Source organism: Geodermatophilus sp. SYSU D01105, from assembly GCF_054050095.1.
The window spans coordinates 185,379-207,272 of record NZ_JBJGYR010000006.1 but is presented as its reverse complement, the minus strand read 5'-3'; the positions used below and the strand labels follow the sequence as shown (position 1 = coordinate 207,272).

18 protein-coding genes are annotated in these 21,894 nt (G+C 74.5%); 15 read left to right on the top strand and 3 right to left on the bottom strand.

The window, feature by feature from the left end:
- Positions 1-97: 97 nt before the first annotated feature.
- The 4 genes from ACI79I_RS07855 (at position 98) to ACI79I_RS07840 (ending at position 5,068) form a co-directional block, all read left to right on the top strand.
- Entirely contained in the window at positions 98-1,840 is a 1,743-nt protein-coding gene (locus ACI79I_RS07855) for a glycerol-3-phosphate dehydrogenase/oxidase (protein WP_456991751.1), read from the top strand.
- Between the two features lie 107 nt (positions 1,841-1,947).
- A complete protein-coding gene (gene manA, locus ACI79I_RS07850) occupies positions 1,948-3,123 on the top strand; it encodes a mannose-6-phosphate isomerase, class I (protein WP_456991750.1) in 1,176 nt (391 codons plus the stop codon).
- Positions 3,124-3,269: 146 nt separating this feature from the next.
- Positions 3,270-4,100: a class I SAM-dependent methyltransferase gene (locus tag ACI79I_RS07845; protein WP_456991749.1), complete on the top strand. Its 831-nt coding sequence runs from the start codon at positions 3,270-3,272 to the stop codon at positions 4,098-4,100.
- A gap of 56 nt (positions 4,101-4,156) precedes the next feature.
- Positions 4,157-5,068, top strand: a complete 912-nt coding sequence (locus tag ACI79I_RS07840; protein ID WP_456991748.1) for a GmrSD restriction endonuclease domain-containing protein — start codon at positions 4,157-4,159, stop codon at positions 5,066-5,068.
- A gap of 22 nt (positions 5,069-5,090) precedes the next feature.
- Here the strand turns inward: ACI79I_RS07840 and ACI79I_RS07835 are convergent, their stop codons facing one another.
- The gene (locus tag ACI79I_RS07835) at positions 5,091-7,490 is read right to left on the bottom strand and encodes a hypothetical protein (protein WP_456991747.1); all 2,400 of its coding nucleotides are present in this window, start codon (positions 7,488-7,490) and stop codon (positions 5,091-5,093) included.
- Between ACI79I_RS07835 and ACI79I_RS07830 the strand changes: the two genes are divergently transcribed.
- The 10 genes from ACI79I_RS07830 (at position 7,489) to hpf (ending at position 17,563) form a co-directional block, all read left to right on the top strand.
- Positions 7,489-7,755, top strand: a complete 267-nt coding sequence (locus ACI79I_RS07830) for a hypothetical protein (RefSeq protein WP_456991746.1) — start codon at positions 7,489-7,491, stop codon at positions 7,753-7,755. The genes ACI79I_RS07835 and ACI79I_RS07830 overlap by 2 nt on opposite strands.
- A complete protein-coding gene (locus tag ACI79I_RS07825; RefSeq protein ID WP_456991745.1) occupies positions 7,752-8,738 on the top strand; it encodes a glycosyltransferase in 987 nt (328 codons plus the stop codon). The genes ACI79I_RS07830 and ACI79I_RS07825 overlap by 4 nt, the downstream gene beginning before the upstream one ends.
- Positions 8,725-9,426: a class I SAM-dependent methyltransferase gene (locus ACI79I_RS07820; RefSeq protein ID WP_456991744.1), complete on the top strand. Its 702-nt coding sequence runs from the start codon at positions 8,725-8,727 to the stop codon at positions 9,424-9,426. The genes ACI79I_RS07825 and ACI79I_RS07820 overlap by 14 nt, the downstream gene beginning before the upstream one ends.
- A gap of 2 nt (positions 9,427-9,428) precedes the next feature.
- Positions 9,429-9,803, top strand: a complete 375-nt coding sequence (locus tag ACI79I_RS07815) for a DMT family transporter (RefSeq protein ID WP_456991743.1) — start codon at positions 9,429-9,431, stop codon at positions 9,801-9,803.
- Positions 9,804-9,978: 175 nt separating this feature from the next.
- Complete coding sequence (gene ahcY, locus ACI79I_RS07810) at positions 9,979-11,463, top strand: adenosylhomocysteinase (protein WP_456991742.1); 1,485 nt, start codon at positions 9,979-9,981, stop codon at positions 11,461-11,463.
- Between the two features lie 271 nt (positions 11,464-11,734).
- Positions 11,735-12,451: an MtrAB system response regulator MtrA gene (mtrA, locus tag ACI79I_RS07805; RefSeq protein ID WP_456946913.1), complete on the top strand. Its 717-nt coding sequence runs from the start codon at positions 11,735-11,737 to the stop codon at positions 12,449-12,451.
- A 79-nt stretch (positions 12,452-12,530) separates the two neighbouring features.
- A complete protein-coding gene (gene mtrB, locus ACI79I_RS07800; protein WP_456991741.1) occupies positions 12,531-14,291 on the top strand; it encodes an MtrAB system histidine kinase MtrB in 1,761 nt (586 codons plus the stop codon).
- On the top strand, positions 14,288-16,012 hold the full coding sequence (locus ACI79I_RS07795) for an LpqB family beta-propeller domain-containing protein (protein ID WP_456991740.1): 1,725 nt from the start codon (positions 14,288-14,290) through the stop codon (positions 16,010-16,012). Before mtrB ends, ACI79I_RS07795 begins: the two co-directional genes overlap by 4 nt.
- A gap of 64 nt (positions 16,013-16,076) precedes the next feature.
- Positions 16,077-16,844, top strand: coding sequence for a ComF family protein (locus ACI79I_RS07790; RefSeq protein WP_456991739.1), 768 nt, complete (start codon positions 16,077-16,079; stop codon positions 16,842-16,844).
- A 38-nt stretch (positions 16,845-16,882) separates the two neighbouring features.
- Positions 16,883-17,563 (top strand): ribosome hibernation-promoting factor, HPF/YfiA family, encoded by a 681-nt coding sequence (gene hpf / locus ACI79I_RS07785; protein WP_456991738.1) that lies wholly within the window; start codon positions 16,883-16,885, stop codon positions 17,561-17,563.
- 39 nt (positions 17,564-17,602) lie between these two features.
- Here hpf and ACI79I_RS07780 read toward each other — a convergent pair whose 3' ends face one another.
- A complete protein-coding gene (locus ACI79I_RS07780; protein WP_456991737.1) occupies positions 17,603-18,223 on the bottom strand; it encodes a GNAT family N-acetyltransferase in 621 nt (206 codons plus the stop codon).
- Between the two features lie 10 nt (positions 18,224-18,233).
- Positions 18,234-18,626: a pyridoxamine 5'-phosphate oxidase family protein gene (locus ACI79I_RS07775; RefSeq protein ID WP_456991736.1), complete on the bottom strand. Its 393-nt coding sequence runs from the start codon at positions 18,624-18,626 to the stop codon at positions 18,234-18,236.
- 58 nt (positions 18,627-18,684) lie between these two features.
- Here ACI79I_RS07775 and secA point away from each other — a divergent pair, with 58 nt between their 5' ends.
- A complete protein-coding gene (secA, locus tag ACI79I_RS07770; RefSeq protein ID WP_456991735.1) occupies positions 18,685-21,858 on the top strand; it encodes a preprotein translocase subunit SecA in 3,174 nt (1,057 codons plus the stop codon).
- The last annotated feature ends 36 nt before the right edge of the window (positions 21,859-21,894 follow it).

The window sequence follows — 21,894 nt, the reverse complement described above, 5'->3', positions numbered from 1 at the left end:
CGGGACGGGGCTGTCCTTCCCCACGCCTCGCGGCCTCCGGCCCGCCGGTGTGCCCCGCCTGCCGCGGCCGGTCCCCGTGTCGGGGGAGAGTGGAGCCATGGACCGCACGCACCTGTCGCCGGCGCGCCGCCGGGCCGACCGAGCCCGGTTGGCCGACGAGGTCGTCGACGTGCTGGTCGTCGGCGGCGGGGTCACCGGAGCGGGGACCGCGCTGGACGCGGCCAGCCGGGGTCTGTCGGTCGGGCTGCTGGAGGCCCGGGACTGGGCCGCCGGCACCTCGAGCCGCTCGAGCAAGCTCATCCACGGCGGCCTGCGCTACCTGGAACAGCTCGCGTTCCCGCTGGTCCGCGAGGCCCTGCACGAGCGGACCCGGCTGCTGCAGACGATCGCGCCGCACCTGGTCCGGCCGTTGCCGTTCCTGCTGCCGCTGACCGCGCCGGCCTGGCAGCGGGCCTACTACGGCGCCGGGGTGGCCCTCTACGACGTCCTCGGCGCCGCGCTCGACGCCGACCGGGCCCTGCCGGCGCACCGCCACCTGTCCCGCCGGGCGACCCTCGCCGCGTTCCCCGCGCTGCGGACCGACGCCGTGGTCGGGGCCATCCGCTACTGGGACGCCCAGGTCGACGACGCCCGGCACACCCTCGCGGTCGTCCGCACGGCGGCCGGCTACGGAGCCCGGGTGCTCTCCAGCGCCCGCGTGACCGGGCTGCTCCGGGACGGGGAGGGCAGCGGGGCGCCGGTGGTCGGCGTGCGGGCGACCGACCTCACCGACGGGTCCACGTTCACCGTCCGGGCCCGCAGCGTCGTGGCCGCCACCGGGGTCTGGAGCGACGACGTCGGCGCGATGCTCGGCACCAGCGCGCCCAGCCTGCGGGTGCGCGCCTCCAAGGGGGTGCACCTCGTGGTGCCGCGCTCGGCGATCGACGCCGGGGACGTCCCGGACGACGCGCGGGCCGGGCTGATCCTGCGGACGCCGACCAGCGTGCTGTTCGTCATCCCGTGGGGCGACCAGTGGATCATCGGCACCACCGACACCCCGTGGAAGCTCGACCGCGACCACCCCGCGGCCAGCAGCGCCGACATCGGCTACCTGCTCGACCAGGTCAACCGGGTGCTGTCCAAGCCGGTCACCACCGACCAGATCGTCGGCGTCTACGCCGGCCTGCGCCCGCTGCTGGCGGGCGAGGCCGACCAGACCAGCCGGCTCTCCCGCGAGCACGCCGTGGTCACGCCCGTCCCGGGGCTGGTCCTGGTGGCCGGCGGCAAGTACACGACCTACCGCGTGATGGCCGCCGACGCCGTGGACGCCGCCACCGCCGCGCTCCCGGGCGTGCCGGCCTCGCGGACCGCGCACCTGCCGCTGGTCGGCGCGCACCGCTGGGACGCCGTCCGCGGCACCGGACCCGAGCTGGCCGCCGCCACCGGCCTGCCCGGCGACGCCGTCGACCGGCTGCTGCACCGGCACGGCGACGAGGTGCAGCAGGTGCTCGACCTGGTGCGTGCCGACCCGGCGCTGGGTCGGCCGCTGCCCGGGGCGCCGGCGCACCTGGCCGCCGAGGTCGTGCACGCGGTGCAGGTGGAGGGCGCGCTGCACCTGGACGACGTCCTCACCAGGCGCACGCGGATCTCCATCACGACCCCGCACCGGGGGACGGAGACCGCGTCGGCCGTCGCCGAGCTGATGGCCGGGCCGCTGGGGTGGGACCGGGAGCGCACCGAACGGGAGGTCGCGCACTACGCGGCCCGGGTGGCGGCCGAGCGGGAGTCGCAGCGGATGCCCGACGACCGCACCGCAGACGCCGCGCGACTGGGTGCCGCGGACGTACGCTCCGCCGTCTGAGGACCGGGAGCCGATCCTCGAGGGGAGACCCCCGGCGGCGGCTCCAGTGGCACGTGAGGGGTTCCGACATGACCGGTGCGCTCCACCCACCCGTAGCCTCGTCCGTGATGTGGCAGCTCACCAGCGGGGTCCGCTTCTACCCATGGGGCAGCCGCACGGTGATCCCCGAGCTGCTCGGTCGGCCCAGCCCTGCGGACCGGCCGCACGCGGAGCTCTGGATCGGCGCGCACCCCGACGAGCCGAGCCTGCTGGCCGACGGCCGTCCCCTGGACAAGGCCATCGCCGAGGAGCCCGAACGGCTGCTCGGGACGCGGGTCGTCGACCGCTTCGGGGAGCGGCTGCCCTTCCTCATGAAGGTGCTCGCCGCCGACCGGCCGCTGTCGCTGCAGGCCCACCCGACCACGGAACAGGCCGCCGCCGGGTACGCCGCCGAGGAGTCCGCGGGCGTCCCGCACGACGACCCCACGCGGACCTTCAAGGACCCGTGGCACAAACCCGAGCTGCTGCTGGCGCTGACCACGTTCGAGGCTCTGTGCGGCTTCCGGCCGGTCGAGGAGTCGCTGCACTGCCTGGCCAAGCTGCAGCTGCCCGAGCTCAAGCCGACCATCGCCGCGCTGGCCCGAGGCGGCCTGCGGGCGGCGATCCCGCAGCTGCTGGCGCTGTCCGGCCGGCGCCGGGTCTCGCTGGTCGAGGCCGTCGCACGGGCCGCCGCCCGGTTCGTGGCCGCCCACGACCCGGAGTTCATCAACACCTACCGGTGGGCCGCGACGCTCGCGGAGGCGTATCCCGGCGACCCCGGCGTGGTCATCTCGCTGATGTGCAACCACCTGAAGCTCGCGCCCGGGGAGGCGGTGTTCCTGCCCGCCGGCAACCTGCACGCCTACCTGTACGGAGCCGGCGTCGAGGTCATGGCCTGCTCCGACAACGTGCTGCGGGGCGGGCTGACCAGCAAGCACGTCGACCTGGCGGCGCTGATCGAGGTGCTCGACTTCAGCGACGGCAAGGTGCCGGTCATCCACCCGGTGCTCGGACCCTGCGGCCTGCGCTACCCCGTGCCGGTCGAGGACTTCGACCTCACCCGCGTCCAGCTGGGCACCGACCCGGGCTCGCTCACCACGCGCGGCCCGCAGGTGCTGCTGTGCACCGAGGGGCGGGCCGTGCTGGGCGACGGTGACGGCGAGCTCGTCCTGGCGAAGGGGATGTCGGCCTTCGTCCCGGCGGGGGAGCCGGTGACCGCCCGCGGGCCGGCCGTCCTGTACCGGACGACCACCAACCTCGCCTGACCCGGCCGGTCACCTCCTGCCCCGACCGAGGGCCCCGAGCCGGCGCGGCCGCGACGGGCCGGTCCGGTCGTGTACCGCCTCCCCGTGGAGGGCAGTCCCGGGGTGGGAGCGTGGCGCGAGGGCTGACCGCGGAGGGGGACACGCGCGTGTCCGGAGGAGCGTGGGGACGCCGGCCTGCCCGGCTCGGGGTGGCGGTGCGGCGCAGGCTGTCGGACCGGCTCGAGGCGCGGTTGGCGCAGATCGTCCGAGAGGTCGTCCGCGAGGTGGTCCGGGAGGTCGTCGAGACCGAGGTGGACCGGGCCATCGACGCCGTCCACGGCGTGGAGTTCCGCGCGCGGCGGGACCTGCTGGCCGCGGGGGAGCGCGACGCCGCCCGGGCGTCGGCCCGGTTCGCCGCGCGGGAGATGCCGACGGCCCGCGCGTTCCACGACCCGCGCGGCACCCTCGAGCACGGACTGCGCATCGCCCCCCGGGGCGGCCTGGCCCTGGAGTTCGGCGTCTTCGAGGGGCGGTCGCTGGAGGTCGTCGCCGAGCACCGGGAGCGCCGCGGTGTCTACGGCTTCGACTCCTTCCAGGGCCTGCCCGAGGACTACCGGCCGCACGTCCGGGCGGGCGCCTTCTCCGTCAGCGAGCTCCCGGACGTGGCGGGGGCCGAGCTGGTGGTCGGCTGGTTCGAGGACACCCTGCCCGGCTTCCTGGCCACCCACCCCGGCGTGGTCGACTTCGTGCACGTGGACGGCGACCTGTACTCCTCGGCGGTCACGGTCCTCGACCTGGTCGGCCCGCGGCTGTCCGCCGGGGCGGTGCTCGTCTTCGACGAGTTCTTCAACTTCCCCGGCTGGGAGGACCACGAGTTCCGTGCCTGGCAGGAGTGGCTCGCCCGGACGGGAGCCGAGGCCCGGTACGAGGCCTACACCTCCAACAACGAGCAGGTCGTCGTCCGCGTGACCGTCCCCGGGGCGCCGCCGGCCGGCTGAGGCGCGGGCGTGTCGCCGGCGCGCTCCCGGTCATCCCGGCCTAGCGTCGGGGTGTCGTGTCCGTCCCCGCCCGCTCGCCGCTGCGCCGGCTCGCCGCCGGTGCGGTCGCGCTCGCCCTCGCCGGGGGGCTGACCGGCTGCGAGCTGCTCACGGGCACCGGCGGGGCGGACGGCGGACCGCTCACCGGCGTCCTCTCCGACGAGGCTGCCGACGAGGCCGTCGCCACCGCGCCGCCCGGCACCGCGCTGGCCGCCCTCGGCGAGATCGACGTCAAGGGCCGGGCACCCCGGACCGGCTACGAGCGGGAGCGGTTCGGCGACGGCTGGGTGGACACCGACCGGAACGGCTGCGACACCCGCAACGACGTCCTCGCCCGAGACCTCGAGGAGGAGACGTTCCGGCCGGGCACCAACGACTGCGTCGTCCTCAGCGGCACGCTCGAGGACCCGTACTCGGGGGACACCATCGCGTTCCGTCGCGGGGAGGAGACCAGCGACGAGGTCCAGATCGACCACGTGGTCGCCCTGTCCGACGCGTGGCAGAAGGGCGCCCAGGGCTGGGACACCGCGCGGCGCACCGCCTTCGCCAACGACCCGCTCAACCTGCTCGCCGTCGACGGCCCGCTCAACATGCAGAAGGGCGACGGCGACGCGGCCACCTGGCTGCCGCCGAACACCGCCTACCGGTGCGCCTACGTCGCCCGGCAGGTGGCGGTGAAGGTGAGCTACGGGCTGTGGATGACCCGCGCCGAGCGCAACGCCGCCGCCACCGTGCTCTCGGGCTGCCCCGACCAGCGGCTGCCCGGCGACGGCGGACCGGCAGCTCCGGGGTCGGTGCCGGCCGGGGAGGTGTCCTACCCCGACTGTGCGGCGGTCCGGGCGGCCGGGGCCGCGCCGATCCGCCGCGGCGAGCCGGGCTGGCGGGACACCTTCGACGGCGACGGGGACGGCGTCGGCTGCGAGTCCTGACCGGGCCCACCCGGGAGTCCTCCTAGCTCGCCGCCGGTGGCTCCGCCGCGGCCGGCCGGGCGCTCTCGGAGCCGTCCTCCGACCGCGGAGCGGTCCCGGCGGCGGCCCGGGTCGCGGCCCCTGCGGTGGGGAACCGCCGCCGGCGGGAGGCGACCACCTGGGCGACGGCCAGACCGACGACCACGGCCACCGCCAGGCCCGCGAGCGGGACGAACCCGGGCGAGCGGTAGGAGAGGACGAGCTCCCCGTCGGTGCCAGGGGGCAGGTCGACAGCGACCAGCGTGCCGTCGTGCCGGACGACGTCGACCGGCTCCCCGTCGAGCGTGGCGGAGTAGCCGGGGAACCACAGCCTGGCGAACACGACCCGACCCGGGTCGTCACCGGCGACGGTGACGCCCACGCACTCCCGGGAGTGCTGGAGCCGGCAGGACTCCCCGGCTGCCACGTCCACCCCGGGCGCGGCGTAGGACACCAGCCCCGGCAGGTCGTAGGGAGCCCGGCGGTAGATCGAGGTGTGCTCCCCCTCGCCGACGCGCCGCCAGGAGTCGTCCAGCTCGCCCGCGAGCAGCACGTCGGCCGGCCCGAACACGGCGATGACCTGGTCGACGCGCAGCAGCTCGAGCCAGGTCAGACCGGTCTCCGGGTCCACGGCCGTGAACGCCTCGGCGTCCTCCTCGTCGTCGAAGTTGCCCTGGTCGTCCAGCGGCACGTGCTCGCGCAGGTAGCGGTGGGCCAGCGGGCTGTACCCGTTCACCTGCCGGTCGCCGGTGAGCAGGCCCGTGGAGGAGGGGCGGTACTCGGCGTAGAAGTCGGCCACCTCGTCGACGGGCGAGGGCAGCTCGGTGGGGTCCTCCTCGAGCAGCGGGTAGGAGCCGTACCAGAGCGTGTAGTCGCGCTGGCTCAGGGAGTCGAGCGACGACAGGTCGTGCGGGAAACCCCAGTCGGCGCCCCGTGCCATCGGGTTGGCGAGGGCCACGACCACCATGACCACGACCGTGCCCGCGGCCGCGGTGACACCCGCGGAGCGGCCCGGCACGGCCCGCCCGAGCAGCCGCGGTCGGCCACCTGCCGAGCGGGCGACGCGGACGCCGACCAGGGCGAGGCAGAGCGCCGCGACCAGGGCGTTCATCCCGAGGACGCGGCCGACGCCGTCCGGGTCGGCCTGCAGCGCGTTGACCGTGACCAGGGCGAGGACGCCGCCCAGCGCCGCGAGCCTCCGCCGCGTGAGGGCGAAGCTGCCGTGGGCCACCAGCAGCGCGACCAGGAGCAGCAGGAAGAACCCCTCGTACTGCAGGAAGCGGGTCGGGAAGCGGAAGACCGAGAGCCGCTCGGGCCCCAGCGTGCCGAGCACCGTCAGCAGCAGCAGGACGCCGGTCGCGATCAGGAGGGCGCGGACCCTCGGCAGCCGCATCGCCGGGCCCGGCCGCCAGAAGAGGAGGACCGGCACGACGAACCAGGCCACGTAGAAGTGCGGGAGGTCCTGCAGCCGGTAGCCGTCGAAGTTCACGAACCAGCCCCAGTAGGACGGGTCACCGGCGTGCAGCAGGCCCTCGAGCGGCGCGACGTTGAAGTTCCGCTCGTTGCTGATCGAGGAGCTGCGGGAGGCGAACTCGAAGGAGGTGACCAGGGGGTACAGCCCGATGAGCGACGTGAGCGCGCCGCCCCCGTACCAGGCGGCGATCCACGCCGTCCGCCCGCGGGGGTGACCGGTGAGCAGGCGGGCCCCGACCAGGACGGCGACGAACGCCCCCAGGACCGGGATGGCCAGGGGCCAGCCGCTCTGGTGGCACATGTACGTCGCCACCAGGAGCACCCACCCGTGACGCTGCCGGCCCCTCAGGTGCAGCGCCACGGCCGCGGCGACGGCCGGCACGAACCACGAGAACGAGATGATCGCCTGGTACCAGTTCGCCCCCCAGAACACGGTGTACGGACCGAAGCCGACCGAGACGGCGAAGGCCACCGCCCAGGGCGTGGACAGGCCGACCAGTCGCCCCAGCCACGCGGCCGCGGCGGCGAGCAGCACGAGGTGGGCCAGGAGCTGCAGGAAGGAGCCGAGGGCAGCGTCGTCGAGGTGCCCCATGAGCACCCCGAAGGCGATGTTGACCGGGTTGAAGACGCCGTTCTGGTACTCGACCGCGTAGCCGCCGCTGTTGACGACGTCCGTGCTCAGCCACGGCCACTCGCCGGACTGCAGGATCCGGCCCATGTCGACGAGCTTGGCGACGCCGTCGGCCTGCCGGTCGTCGATGAAGGCGAACCGGTGGTTGCGCAGGAACAGCACCGTGAACAGCCCCGCCACCACCACCGACGACAGCACGACCGCCGGCCAGGTCCTCGGCCGGGCCGGCGGGCGCGGCCGCTCCACCACGCCGCGGGGAGCCGGCTCGGTGTCCCGCAGGGGCGGTGGGGGAGTGCGCATGCGTCCTCTGCAGTCGGTGGTGGGTGGCGCCGGTGGGCCGTCGGCCGGCCGGCGGGACCGCTGTCCGCTGCTGGACGCCCGGAGCGCCGACCCCACGGCAAGTTACCGCGCGGTGACCCCCGTGGCGGGCGACGAGCCCACCGCTCGGGTGACGGAGGGATCCGGTGCCCGCCGTTATAGTCCGATCATGGAGTCGCACCACCGCGTGCTCGGCACCGGTGAGTGGGCCGGCCCCGGCACCGTCGTCGGCCCGGGCGCAGCATGACCGAACCGCCGGCGTCGAGGCCGTGCCTGACCGTGGTCGTCCCCTGCTACGACGAGTCCGAGGTCCTGCCACTGCTCGTGGGCCGTCTCCGCCCGGTGCTCGACGGGCTGGGCGAGACCTACGAGGTCGTCATGGTCGACGACGGCTCGCGGGACGGCACCGCGGAGGTCCTGCGCACGATCGCCCGGACGTGGCCGCAGCTGCGCCCGCTGCTGCTCGCGCGCAACGTCGGGCACCAGATGGCGCTCACCGCCGGGCTGGACCACGCCTGCGGCAACTACGTCGTCACGATGGACGCCGACCTGCAGGACCCGCCCGAGCTCATCCCGGTGATGCTCGACCGGGCCGTCACCGAGGGCGTCGACGTCGTCTACGCGCGGCGGTCGGACCGCAGCAGCGACTCCCGCTTCAAGCGCTGGACGGCGGCGGCGTACTACGACCTCATGCGCCGCAGCGCGGGCGTCAGCCTCCCCGACAACGTCGGCGACTTCCGGCTGCTGTCCCGGCGGGTGGTGCTGGCGCTGCGCATGCTGCCGGAGCGCCACCGGGTCTACCGGCTGCTCATCCCGTGGCTCGGCTTCTCCAGCGCCGTGGTCGAGCACCCGCGCGAGGCCCGCGCCGCCGGCCGGACCAAGTACTCGCTGCGCAAGATGGTGAGCCTCGCCTGGAGCGGCCTGTCGTCGTTCACGACCTCGCCGCTGCAGCTGGCCACCACCGTGGGCGCCTCGGCCGCCGTGCTCGCGCTGCTCGGCGCGGTCGCCGTCATCGTCTCGTTCGTCCTCGGGCGGACGGTGCCCGGCTGGGCCTCGGTGTCGGTGGCGGTGCTGTTCCTGGCGGCCGTGCAGCTGCTGTGCCTGGGTGTGCTGGGCGCCTATGTGGGCCGGATCTACGAGGAGGTGCAGCGTCGGCCGTTGTACCGGGTGCACCAGGAGGCGCGTGCCGACGTCCTCGACGACGACGAGGAGTTCCGTGGACGCCGCTGAGATCGACAAGCTCGCCCGGCTCGAGGACCGCCACTGGTGGTACGCGGAGCGGCGGACCGTCCTGCGCAGGATCCTGCAGGACCGGCGCACCGGCGGCTGGGCCGCCGACATCGGCGCGGCCGCGGGCGGCAACACCCGGGTGCTCGAGTCGCTCGGCTGGCGCACGCTGGCCTTCGAGTACTCCCAGACCGGGGCCGAGCTGGCCCGCTCCCGCGGCCTGCAGGTCAGCCGGGCCGACGCCCACGGCCTGCCGCTGCGGGACGGGTCGATGAGTGTCGTCACCGCCCTCGACGTCCTCGAGCACCTCGAGGACGACGACCGGGCCGCCCGCGAGCTGCGCCGTGTGCTGCGCCCGGACGGCGTCCTCGTCGTCGCCGTGCCCGCCGATCCCGCACTGTGGTCGGCCCACGACGACGCCGTCGGGCACCTGCGCCGGTACACCGCCGAGAGCCTGCGCGACCTCCTCGCCGGCGCCGGGTTCGAGGTGCAGCGCCTGTGGTCGTGGAACGTCCTGCTGCGGCCCGTGGCCGTCCTGCGGCGCAGCAGGAGTTCGGGCAGCGACCTCGAGGAGGTGCCCGCCGTGGTCAACGCCGGCCTGCGTGCCGTCGTCGCCCTGGAGCGGCTGCTGCCGGTCGGCCGCCGGCGGGGCGTCAGCCTGTTCGCCGTCGCCGTCCCGTCGGGGGCCTGAGGGTGCTGGTCCAGCGGCTGTCGGCCGGGGTCCTGGGCGCCTTCGCCGGGTACGTCGTGCTCGGTGTCGTGGGACTGGTGCTGCTGCGCGCCAACCTCGCCAGCGCAGGGGCGCTCGTGCGCGCCGGCGAGATCGCCCGCGGCCCGGTGCTGCTGGCCGGGCTCGGCGCGGTCAGCTACGCCGCCAGCTTCCTGCTCTGGCTGGTCGTGCTCGCCCGGGTGCCGCTCTCGGTCGCCTATCCGATCGCGGTCGGGGTGACGATCGCCTTCAGCACCCTGCTGGCGTGGCTGGTGCTGCACGAGCCGATGACCCCCCGCCTGCTGCTCGGGCTGGTCCTGATCGTCGCCGGCGTCACGCTCGTCTCGACCGCGACCTGAGCCGGTCCCGTCCCGTCCCCGGCGGGGGAGCCGCCGTGGTCCGGGAGGCCGCGGCGGGCCTGCCGTAGACTGGCCAGCGGTACGAGCCCCGCCGAGGCCTCGGCATGCTCGCTTCGAACCCCGACCCCGAGATCCGTCCGCGGCCCGTCGCGGCGGCCGCGGATGCAGGAGCGACATGACCGCCAGCACTGGCACCCGTGTACTGACCGACGGCGACTTCAAGGTCGCCGACCTCTCCCTCGCCGGCTTCGGCCGCAAGGAGATCACCCTCGCCGAGCACGAGATGCCCGGCCTCATGGCGCTGCGCGCCGAGTACGGCGACCAGCAGCCCCTGGCCGGTGCGCGCATCGCCGGCTCCCTGCACATGACCGTGCAGACCGCCGTCCTCATCGAGACGCTGCGGGCCCTGGGCGCCGACGTCCGCTGGGTGAGCTGCAACATCTTCTCCACCCAGGACCACGCCGCCGCGGCGATCGTCGTCGGCGACGGCACCCCGGAGGAGCCCACCGGCGTCCCGGTGTTCGCCTGGAAGGGCGAGACGCTGGAGGAGTACTGGTGGTGCACCCAGCGGCTGTTCGAGTTCCGCGACGAGAGCGGCGACGTCGTCGGGCCCAACATGCTCCTCGACGACGGCGGCGACGCCACCCTGTTGGTGCACCTGGGCACCCGCTTCGAGGCCGACGGCGCCGTCCCCGACACCACCGAGGCCGACTCCGAGGAGTACGGCGTCATCCTCGAGGCGCTGCGCGGCACCCTCGCGCAGGACGGCGGCTACTGGACCCGGATCGGCCAGGGGATCAAGGGCGTCACCGAGGAGACCACCACCGGCGTCATGCGCCTGTACGAGCTCGCCCGCGAGGGCCGGCTGCTGTTCCCCGCGATCAACGTCAACGACTCGGTCACCAAGAGCAAGTTCGACAACCTCTACGGCTGCCGGCACTCGCTCATCGACGGCATCAACCGCGCCACCGACGTCATGATCGGCGGCAAGGTGGCCGTGGTCTGCGGCTACGGCGACGTCGGCAAGGGCTGCGCGGAGTCGCTGCGCGGCCAGGGCGCCCGGGTGATCGTCACCGAGATCGACCCGATCTGCGCGCTGCAGGCGGCGATGCACGGCTACGAGGTGACCACGCTCGACGAGGTGATCGGCAAGGCCGACATCATCATCACGGCCACGGGCAACAAGGACATCATCACCGCCGAGCAGCTCGGCCGGACCAAGCACCAGGCGATCGTGGGCAACATCGGCCACTTCGACAACGAGATCGACATCGCCGGGCTGGCCCGGACGCCGGGCATCGAGCGGACGACGATCAAGCCGCAGGTCGATGAGTGGCGGTTCGCCGACGGCCACACGATCATCGTGCTCTCCGAGGGCCGGCTGCTGAACCTGGGCAACGCCACCGGCCACCCCAGCTTCGTGATGAGCGCGTCCTTCTCCAACCAGGTGCTCGCGCAGATCGAGCTGTGGACCAACCGCGCCGCCTACGAGGGCCAGGCCCCCACGGTCACCGTGCTGCCGAAGAAGCTCGACGAGCACGTGGCCCGGCTGCACCTGGACGCGCTCGGCGTGAAGCTGACCGAGCTGACCAAGGTGCAGGCCGACTACATCGGCGTGCCGGTCGAGGGCCCGTTCAAGAGCGACCACTACAGGTACTAGAAGGACCTCCCTGCCCCCCACCGCTCGCACGCTCGCGGCGGGGCCCTGCAGGGAGGCCGCCCCTGCCCCCCACCGCTCGCACGCTCGCGGCGGGGCCCTGCAGGGAGGCCGCCCCTGCCCCCCACCGCTCGCACGCTCGCGGCGGGGCCCTGCAGGGAGCCGTTCCAGTACGTCGCCTGGGCAGGACCACTGCGACGGGGGACACCCGTGGGACACCCGTCCGGAGCACCTCCGGGCGGGTGTCCCCGCTTTTGCGTGCGGTCAGCGCAGAATGGTCGCCGTGCCACCCACCGCTCCCCAGAACGGGTCCAGCCGCGGCCGAGTCCTGGTCGTCGACGACGACGCCGCCCTCGCCGAGATGCTCGGCATCGTGCTCCGGCGCGAGGGGTACGAACCGGCGTTCGTCTCCGACGGGAACCGGGCGGTGGGCGTGTTCCAGCAGACCCGCCCCGACATCGTGCTGCTCGACCTGATGCTGCCCGGCCGCAACGGCCTGCAGATCTGCCAGGACATCCGCACCCAGTCGACGGTCCCGATCGTCATGCTCACCGCGAAGGGCGACACGATCGACGTCGTCCAGGGCCTCGAGGCCGGCGCGGACGACTACGTCACCAAGCCGTTCAAGCCCGTCGAACTGGTCGCGCGGGTGCGTGCGCAGCTGCGCCGCGGCGAGACCGGGCAGGCCGAGAACCTCTCCATCGGCGACGTGCAGATCGACGTCCCGGCCCACCAGGTCACCCGGGACGGCGTCCCGATCGCGCTCACCCCGCTGGAGTTCGACCTGCTGGTCGCACTGGCCCGCAAGCCGCGGCAGGTGTTCACCCGCGAGCTGCTGCTCGAGCAGGTGTGGGGCTACCGGCACGCGGCCGACACCCGGCTGGTCAACGTCCACGTCCAGCGGCTGCGTGCCAAGATCGAGCGCGACCCGGAGAAGCCGGAGATCGTGCTCACCGTGCGCGGTGTGGGCTACAAGGCCGGGCCCCCGTGACCGGCTCTGCCGTCCTGCCGGGCGGTCGTGGACCGGAGGGCGCCGGGACCGGCCCGGTGGTGGGCCGCCCGGTCCGACCGTGAGCACGACCCGGTCGGAGTCCCCGTCGGTCCCCGCGGGGACCGACGCCGACGCGCCACCGGCCGAGCGGGCCGCGGTGTCGTCGTCCTCGGCCGGGGTGGTGGCGCCGGCGACCGAGCCACGCCGGCGGTTGTCGGGCGACCTGGAGTCGTTCCGGCGACAGCTGCGCGGCCGGGCGGGCCGCGCCCAGCGGGTCACCCGGCGGCTGGGGGCCCGGGCGCTGCACGCCTGGCGCTCGTCGCTGCACGTGCGCATCGGCGCGATCACGATGGTCGTCGCCGGCACGGTCGTGGTGATCGTCAGCATGGTGCTGTTCAGCCAGATCCGCGACCAGCTGCTGTCGGTGAAGCGGCAGGCGGCCATCGACCAGGCGCAGGCCGGGGTGTTGTACGCGCAGACCGAGGTCGCCGGCATCGCCACCGGGGACGCCGCGAGCGTGCGCTCCACGCTCGACCGGACCGTCAAGAGCCTCCTGGAACGCGGGGGGCCGGCCGGTGACTTCGACGTCGTCATGGTGCACCGCAGCGGGGACACCGAGCGCACGGCGACCAGCCGCCGCTACGTCTACCCGGCGATCCCGGCCGACCTGCGCTCCGACGTCGCCTCCGGCGGCCAGTTCTCCCAGTACGCCATGGTCCCCGACGCCACGGGGGAGCCGCGGCCGACGCTCCTGATCGGCGCCCCCGTGCCCACGGACGCCTCGTCGGTCGAGCGCATCGAGCTCTACTACGCCTTCCCCCTCGACCAGGAGGAGGAGAGCCTGTCGCTGTTCCGCAGCACCGTGGCGATCAGCGGCATCGCCCTCACCCTGTTCGTCGTCGGCATCGCCCTGCTGGTGACCCGGCTGGTCGTCGACCCGGTGCGCCAGGCGGCCGGCACCGCGCAGCGGCTGGCCGAGGGGCAGCTGGAGGAACGGATGGCGGTGCGCGGCGAGGACGACCTCGCCCGGCTGGCCACCAGCTTCAACGCGATGGCCGACAGCCTGCAGCGGCAGATCACCCAGCTGGAGGGCCTCTCCCAGCTGCAGCAGCGGTTCACCTCCGACGTGTCCCACGAGCTGCGGACGCCGCTGACCACGGTGCAGATGGCCGCCGAGATCCTCTACGAGTCGCGGGGGGACTTCTCGGCGTCGGTGGCCCGGTCGGCGGAGCTGCTGCACACCGAGCTGGACCGGTTCGAGGCCCTCCTGACCGACCTGCTGGAGATCAGCCGCTACGACGCCGGAGCCGCCGTCCTCGACGCGGCGCCCACCGACCTCGGTGCCCTGGTGCGCCGCGTGGCGGCCGGGATGTCGGCGCTCGCCGAGCGGCACGCCTGCGCGCTGTCGGTCACCGGCCCCGACCAGGAGGTCATCGCCGAGGTCGACGCCCGGCGGGTGGAGCGGATCCTGCGCAACCTGGTCGGCAACGCGATCGAGCACGGCGCCGGCAAGCCGGTGGAGATCACCTGGGCGGCCAACCGGACGGCGGCCGCGGTCACCGTCCGGGACCACGGGGTGGGGCTCTCCTCGGCGGAGGCCCAGCACGTGTTCGACCGGTTCTGGCGGGCCGACCCCTCGCGGGTGCGCACCGTGGGCGGCAGCGGCCTGGGCCTGTCGATCAGCCTCGAGGACGCCCGGCTGCACGGCGGCTGGCTGCAGGTGTGGGGCCAGCCCGGTGCCGGCGCGCAGTTCCGGCTGACCCTGCCGCTGACCGCGGGCGCGGACCTCACCAGCTCGCCGCTGCCGCTCCGGCCGGCGGTCGCCCGGGGTCCGGGGTGACGCGGCGCGCGGCGGTCCGCGGAGGTGCTCTGGTCGCCGTCGTCCTCGCCCTGACCGGGTGCTCGACGGTGCCGACGAGCTCGCCGACGGTGCAGATCACCCAGGCGCCGACCCGCCCCGACGGGGACGTCGGCATCGAACCGCTGTCGCCGGAGCCGGGGGCGACCCCGGAGGAGATCGTCCGGGGCTTCGTCGAGGCCGCGGCCAGCGCCGTCCGCGGCCACCCGGTCGCCCGCGAGCACCTCGCCCCGGACGCGGCGGGGTCGTGGTCGGACGAGGCGGGCATCACCGTCCTCGGCCCGGACTACGCGACGGTGACCACCGACGCCGGCACGGTCGTGGTCACCGCCAACCAGCTCGGCACGATCGACCAGCGCGGCGTGTTCACCGTGGCACCGCAGGAGGTCTACACCCGCGAGTTCACGCTCTCGCAGGTGGACGGCGAGTGGCGGATCACCAACCCGCCGGACGGCCTGCTCATCCTCGAACCGGACTTCGAGCGCCTGTACGAGCGGCGGGACCTCTACTTCGTCGACCCCACCGGGCAGCGCGTGGTGCCCGACCCCCGGTACCTGATCAGCGGCGAGGCGCAGCCGACGGTGCTGGTCGAGCGGCTGCTCGACGGGCCGTCGTCGATGCTCTCGGCCGGGGTGGGCAACCAGCTGGCCGGCGCCTCGCTCCGCAGCACGGTCACCGCGTCGGCCCAGACGCTCACCGTCGACCTGACCGGGCTGACCGACGCCTCCGAGGCGCAGCTGTCGCAGCTGTCGGCGCAGCTGGTCTGGTCCCTGGAGCCGCTCACCGTCCGGTCGGTGGAGATCCTCGTCGACGGCGAGCCGCTGGGCCTGGACGGCGTCCCGGTCGAGCAGACGGTGGACACCTGGGCGGCGTTCGACCCGGACGCGGTGCCGGTGGACGCCGTCGGCCACTACATCGACGGCGGCGCCCTGCGGACCGTGGACGCCGCACCGGTGCCCGGCCCGGCCGGGACCGGCGCCTACCGGCTCACCAGCGCGGCGGTGTCCAGCGCGCGCACCGGCGAGCTCGGGGAGATGGTCGGCGTCACCGACGCCGAGGGTCAGGCCACCCTGCTCGCCGGGCCCTACGGCGGCGACCTGACCCCGGTCCTCTCCGGCGGCACCCTCAGCGTGCCGACGGTGGCCGCCACCCGGGCGGAGTTCTGGGTCGTCCGGGACGGCGGTGCGGTGGTGCGCGTGCCGGCGGGCGGCACGGCGCAGCCGGTCAACGCCCCCACGCTGCCGGGCCTGGGGCGGGCCACGGTGCTGCAGCTGTCCCCGGACGGGGTGCGGGCGGCCGTGGTCGTGGAGAACGGGCAGCGGGAGAGCCTCTACGTCGGGACGGTGGTGCGCTCCGACGAGGGCCCGGTGGCGCTGCGGGACCTGCGTGAGGTGGCCCCGACGCTGTCCTCCGTGGTGGACGTGGCCTGGCGGACGGCGGGCAGCCTGCTCGTCCTCGCCGGGGACGCCGGCGAGGACCGCATCGACCCCTACGTGGTCGGCGTGGACGGCTGGGGCCTGAGCGAGGTGCCGACCGCGGGCCTGCCCAGCCAGCCGACCCGCGTGGCCGCCGCGCCGGGCCGGGCTCCGCTGGTGAGTGCCGGCGGCACCATCTGGCAGTGGCAGGTGGCCGGCGGGACCTGGGTGACCCTCGTCCGCGGCGCCCAGCCCCTGCCCGGTGACGAGCCGTTCTACCCGCTGTAGGGAGGCCGTCCACAGATCGCCCGCCCCCCTGGGCTGCCGGCGGACCGGGGGCGACGCTGGGGGAGTGGACGGCGGGGTGCTCGCGGCGCTGGCCGACCTGCTCCTGCCGCGCACCTGCGCGGGCTGCGAGCTGCCCGGGGCGGAGCTGTGCGGCCGCTGCGCCGCGCTGCTCGCGGTGCCGCACCTGGCCCAGCCGCGCCGCTTCCCGGCCGGGTTCCCGCCCACGGTGGCCGCCGGGGCCTACACCGGTCCGGTGCGCCCGGCGGTCAACGCCTTCAAGGAGCGCGGCCGGGCCGAGCTGGCCGCCCCGCTGGGCGCCGCCCTGGCGCTGGCCGTCGCCGGCGTGCTGGCCGGCCTGCCGGTCGTCCCCGCGGCCGCCCGGCTGGTCCCGGTGCCCAGCTCGCGGGCGGCGCTGCGGACGCGCGGGCGCGACCACGTGCGCGAGCTGACCCGGCGCGCCGTCGTCGAGCTGCGCGGGGCCGGCCTGCCCGCCGCCGAGGCGCGGCTGCTGCGCCGCACCGGCCGGGCCCGGGACTCCGCGGGGCTGTCGGCGGCGCAGCGCCGGGCCAACCTCGCCGGGACCTTCGCCCTGCGCGACGACGTCCCCCCGCTCCCCGCGGGCACGGCCCTGGTCGTGGTCGACGACGTCGTGACGAGCGGCGCGACGCTCACCGAGGCGGCCGCCGTGCTGGCGCCCACAGCCGCTCCCGACGGCCCGCCGGTGCTCGCCGCGGTGGTGGCGGCGACGCCCCGGCGCGCGCTCCCGACTGCTGGGGAGCGGCGCGCCGGAGGGGCCGGAGGTCGACTGTCGGGACCTCGGAACGGCGACTAGCGTGGAACCGATCACAGCCCGAACTACCGGGAGGTCTCATGGAGATCGTGGTCCGTGGCCGGAACGTCGAAGTCCCCGAGCACTACCGAACACACGTGGAGGACAAGGTCGGCCAGCTCGAACGATTCGACGGCAAGCTCAAGATCCTCCGCCTCGACGTGGAGCTCTTCCACGAGAAGAACCCTCGCCAGTCCGCACAGTGCCAGCGTGTGGAGATCACCCTGCGGGGCAAGGGCCCCGTCATCCGGGCCGAGGCCAGCGCCCCCGACTTCTACGCCGCGCTGGACATCGCCTGCGGCAAGCTCGACCACCGGCTGCGCAAGGCGGCCGACCGTCGCCGCGTGCACCACGGCCGGCGCACCCCGGCCTCCGTCCGGGTCGGCGGGGGCACCGACCCCGACGCCGGCGTCCTGGAGTCCCTGGACCGCGACCGTCAGCTCGCCGAGGGGCCGCACGTCACCGACCTCGACGAGCACCTGCCCGGGCAGATCGTCCGCGAGAAGCACCACCCCGCCACACCCATGACCGTCGACCAGGCGCTGCACGAGATGGAGCTCGTCGGCCACGACTTCTACCTGTTCATGTGCGCCGACACCGGCCAGCCGACGGTCGTCTACCGCCGGCACGCCTACGACTACGGCCTCATCCGGCTCGTCGACGCCCCCCTGGACGGCAAGGCCGTCCAGCAACCCGCCGAGCCAGCGGCGGCCCCTCTGTAGCCCCTCGCGGAGGCGGGGCGCGCAGCGCCCCGCCTTCGCTCAGTCGCCGGCCACCCGGCCGAAGAGGACCGCGTCCCCGCGGGTGCCGTCGCGGCGGTCGAGGCACGAGCGCACCACGCCCTCCCGCTGGAAGCCGGCCCGCACCGCCACCGACTGCGAGGCGGTGTTGTCCACGTCGGCGACCAGGTGCACCCGCGGCGCCCCGAGCCCCAGCGCCCACTCGGCGAGGGCGTGCGCGGTCTCGGCGGCGTATCCCCGCCCGCGGGCCCACGGCGCGATCCAGTAGCCCACCTCGGGGCCGAACCGGCCGTCGCGCAGGTGCAGCCCGGCCGAGCCCACGAACTCGCCGTCGGCCTCGACCGCCACCGGCAGGCCCCGGCGCTCCGCCCGCTCCCGTGGCGCGACCTCGCTCACCCAGCCGCGGGCGTCAGCCCGCGTGTAGGGGACGGGGATCGCGGTGATCCAGCGCTGGATGCCGGGGTCCTGGCAGGCGGTCAGGACGGCGTCCTCGTCCTCGGCGCGGTGCGGGCGCAGCACCAGACGCCCGGTGCGCACCACCTCCGTGGTCAGGTCGATGCCGAAGAGCGAGAGGACCCCGGCGTCCTCACCGCTCGCACGCTCGCGGCGAGCCTCTGGCCGAGGCCGTGGAGTCGAAGGCATGCAGCGATGATCACGCGTTGCCGAGCACGCGGTCGACCGAGATCTCGAGCACCACCCGCGCCGGGTTCTCCCGGGGCTGGCGGTAGCGGCGGGCGTAGCGCTCCTCGGCGTCGGACACCGAGGCGGGGTCGTCGCGCACCACCGCCGTCCCCTCGAGGGTCACCCACCGCCGGCCGTCGACCTGGCAGACCGCCACCCGCGACCGGCCGGCACGCACGTGCCGGGCCTTGGCCGAGGTGCCGGAGGTGATGACCCGGGCGGTGCGGCTGGCCGGGTCGTAGGTCACCCCGACCGGGACGACGTGCGGGGTGCCGTCCGGGCGCAGGGTGGCCAGCGTGGCGAGGTGCCGCTCGGTGAGGAAGGTGAGGAGGCCGGGGCCCAGGTCGTCCAGGTCGTGCGCCACCGGGGGATTGTGGGGCATTGGCCGGGGTCTGGCGCGCGGGCCGCCTACGCTGGTGTCCGTGGTGTTCTCGAAGATCCTCCGTGCCGGTGAGGGCAAGATCCTCCGGCGACTGAACAAGATCGCCGATGCGGTCGAGTCGCTGGCGGACGACGTGGCCGACCTCACCGACGCAGAGCTGCGGGCCAAGACCGACGAGTTCAAGGAGCGCCTGGAGGAGGGGCAGACCCTCGACGAGCTCCTGCCCGAGGCCTTCGCCGTCGTCCGGGAGGCCGCCACCCGCACCCTCGGCCAGCGGCACTTCCGCGTCCAGATCATGGGCGGTGCCGCGCTGCACCTGGGCAACATCGCCGAGATGAAGACCGGTGAGGGCAAGACGCTGACCGGCGTCCTCCCGGCCTACCTCAACGCGCTGACCGGCCAGGGCGTGCACGTCGTCACGGTCAACGACTACCTGGCCAAGCGCGACGCCGAGTGGATGGGCCGGGTGCACCGCTTCCTCGGCCTCTCCGTGGGCACGATCCTCTCCGGCGAGCGGCCGGCGCACCGCCGCGAGCAGTACGCCTGCGACATCACCTACGGCACGAACAACGAGTTCGGCTTCGACTACCTGCGCGACAACATGGCCTGGAACAAGGCCGACCTGGTGCAGCGCGGGCACCACTACGCGATCGTCGACGAGGTCGACTCCATCCTCATCGACGAGGCCCGCACCCCGCTGATCATCAGCGGTCCGGCCGAGTCGGCCGGCAAGTGGTACGTCGAGTTCGCGCGGATCGTGCCGCTGATGAAGCGCGACGTCCACTACGAGGTGGAGGAGGCCAAGCGCACGGTCGCCGTCACCGAGGAGGGTGTGGAGTTCGTCGAGGACCAGCTCGGCATCGAGAACCTCTACGAGGCGGTCAACTCGCCGCTGATCAGCTACCTGAACAACGCGCTCAAGGCCAAGGAGCTCTACCACCGCGACCAGCAGTACATCGTCAGCAACGGCGAGGTGCTCATCGTCGACGAGTTCACCGGCCGCGTGCTGGCCGGGCGGCGCTACAACGAGGGCATGCACCAGGCCATCGAGGCCAAGGAGAAGGTGCAGATCAAGGACGAGAACCAGACCCTCGCCACGATCACGCTGCAGAACTACTTCCGGCTCTACGAGAAGCTCTCGGGGATGACCGGCACCGCCCAGACCGAGGCGGCCGAGCTCTCCCAGACCTACAAGCTGGGCGTCGTCCCGATCCCGACGAACCGGCCGATGGTCCGCGAGGACCGCTCCGACGTCATCTACAAGACGGAGAAGGCCAAGTTCGACGCCGTCATCGACGACATCGCCGAGCGCAACGAGGCCGGCCAGCCGATCCTGGTCGGCACGGCCAGCGTGGAGAAGTCCGAGGTCCTCTCCAAGCTGCTGCTGCGCCGCGGCATCCCGCACGAGGTCCTCAACGCGAAGAACCACGCCCGGGAGGCGCACATCGTCGCCCAGGCCGGGCGGCTGGGCGCGGTCACCGTGGCCACCAACATGGCCGGCCGCGGCACCGACATCCAGCTGGGCGGCAACCCCGAGTTCATCGCCGACGAGGACCTCCGCGCCCGCGGCCTGTCGCCGTCGGAGACGCCGGAGGAGTACGAGGCGGCCTGGGACGGCGCGCTGGAGAAGGCCAAGGAGCAGGTCAAGGCCGAGCACGAGCAGGTGACCGCCGCCGGCGGGCTGTACGTGCTGGGCACGGAGCGGCACGAGAGCCGCCGGATCGACAACCAGCTGCGCGGCCGGTCGGGCCGGCAGGGCGACCCCGGCGAGTCGCGGTTCTACCTGTCCCTCGGCGACGACCTGATGCGCCGGTTCAACGGCCCGATGCTCGAGTCGATGATGACCACGCTGCGCGTCCCCGACGACCAGCCGATCGAGTCGAAGATGGTCACCCGGGCCATCCGCTCGGCGCAGACCCAGGTCGAGCAGCAGAACTTCGAGGTCCGCAAGGACGTCCTCAAGTACGACGAGGTCCTGAACCGGCAGCGCACCGTCATCTACGACGAGCGGCGCAAGATCCTGCACGGCGAGGACCTGCACGAGCAGGTCCGGGCCATGGTCGACGACGTCATCGGCGCCTACGTCGACGGCGCGACCGAGACCGGCTACGCCGAGGACTGGGACCTCGACCAGCTGTGGAGCGGCCTCAAGGCGCTCTACCCGGTGGGCTTCTCGGTGCAGGAGCTGCTCGACGAGGTCGCCGACGGGGAGCAGGCGGCGCTGTCCGCCGACGTCCTCAAGGAGCGGCTGACCGACGACGTCCACCGCGCCTACGAGGAGCGGGAGGCCGCCCTCGGCGCGGAGGTCATGCGCGAGCTGGAGCGGCGGGTGCTGCTCAGCGTGCTCGACCGCAAGTGGCGTGAGCACCTCTACGAGATGGACTACCTGCGGGCCGGCATCCACCTGCGCGCGATGGCCAACCGCGACCCGGTCGTGGAGTACCAGCGCGAGGGCTACGACATGTTCACCGTGATGCTCGACGGCATCAAGGAGGAGTCGGTCGGCTTCCTGTTCAACCTGGAGGTCAAGACCAAGGAGCAGCAGGCGGCCGAGGCGGCGGCCAAGCAGGCCGAGGCCGAGGCGCGGGCGCTGGCGGCCGCCCAGGCGGGGACGGCGAAGGTGCTGGCCCGCCGGGCGGCGGCCGCGGCGGCCCCGGCACCGGCTCCCGCCACCCCGGCACCGGCTCCCGCCACCCCGGCACCGGCTCCCGCCACCCCGGCACCGGCTCCCGCCACCCCGGCGGCCCCGGCGTCCGCTCCGGTCGTCGCGGACGGCGACGGGACCGGGCCTGCGGCCCCGGCGGCTGCGGCCGCCCCCGCCCCGGCCGCGCCCTCCACCGCGGCGCCGGCTCCGGGACCTGCCGCGGCCCCGCCTCCTGCTGCGGCTCCCGCTGCGGCTCCTGCCGCCCGCCGGTCCGCGGCGGCGCAGAAGGCCCGGTCGGCCGCGGCGGCGGCCCCGGAGGTCGCGGAGGCCGAGCCCGCGGGGACGGGTCCCGAGCTGGCGGTCAAGGGGCTCGACGAGCCGAGGCGGAGCGCCGAGAACCTCACGTACTCCGCGCCGAGCCTGGACGCGTCGGCCAAGGACGCCGGCCGGGCCAAGGCCGCGAAGTCGGCCACGGTGACCGGCACCAAGGAGCCGGCGCGCAACGCGCCCTGCCCGTGCGGTTCGGGCAAGAAGTACAAGGTCTGCCACGGAGCGCCGTCCCGCTCCTGACCGAGGACCCACGAGGCCCCCGCCGGTTCGCCGGCG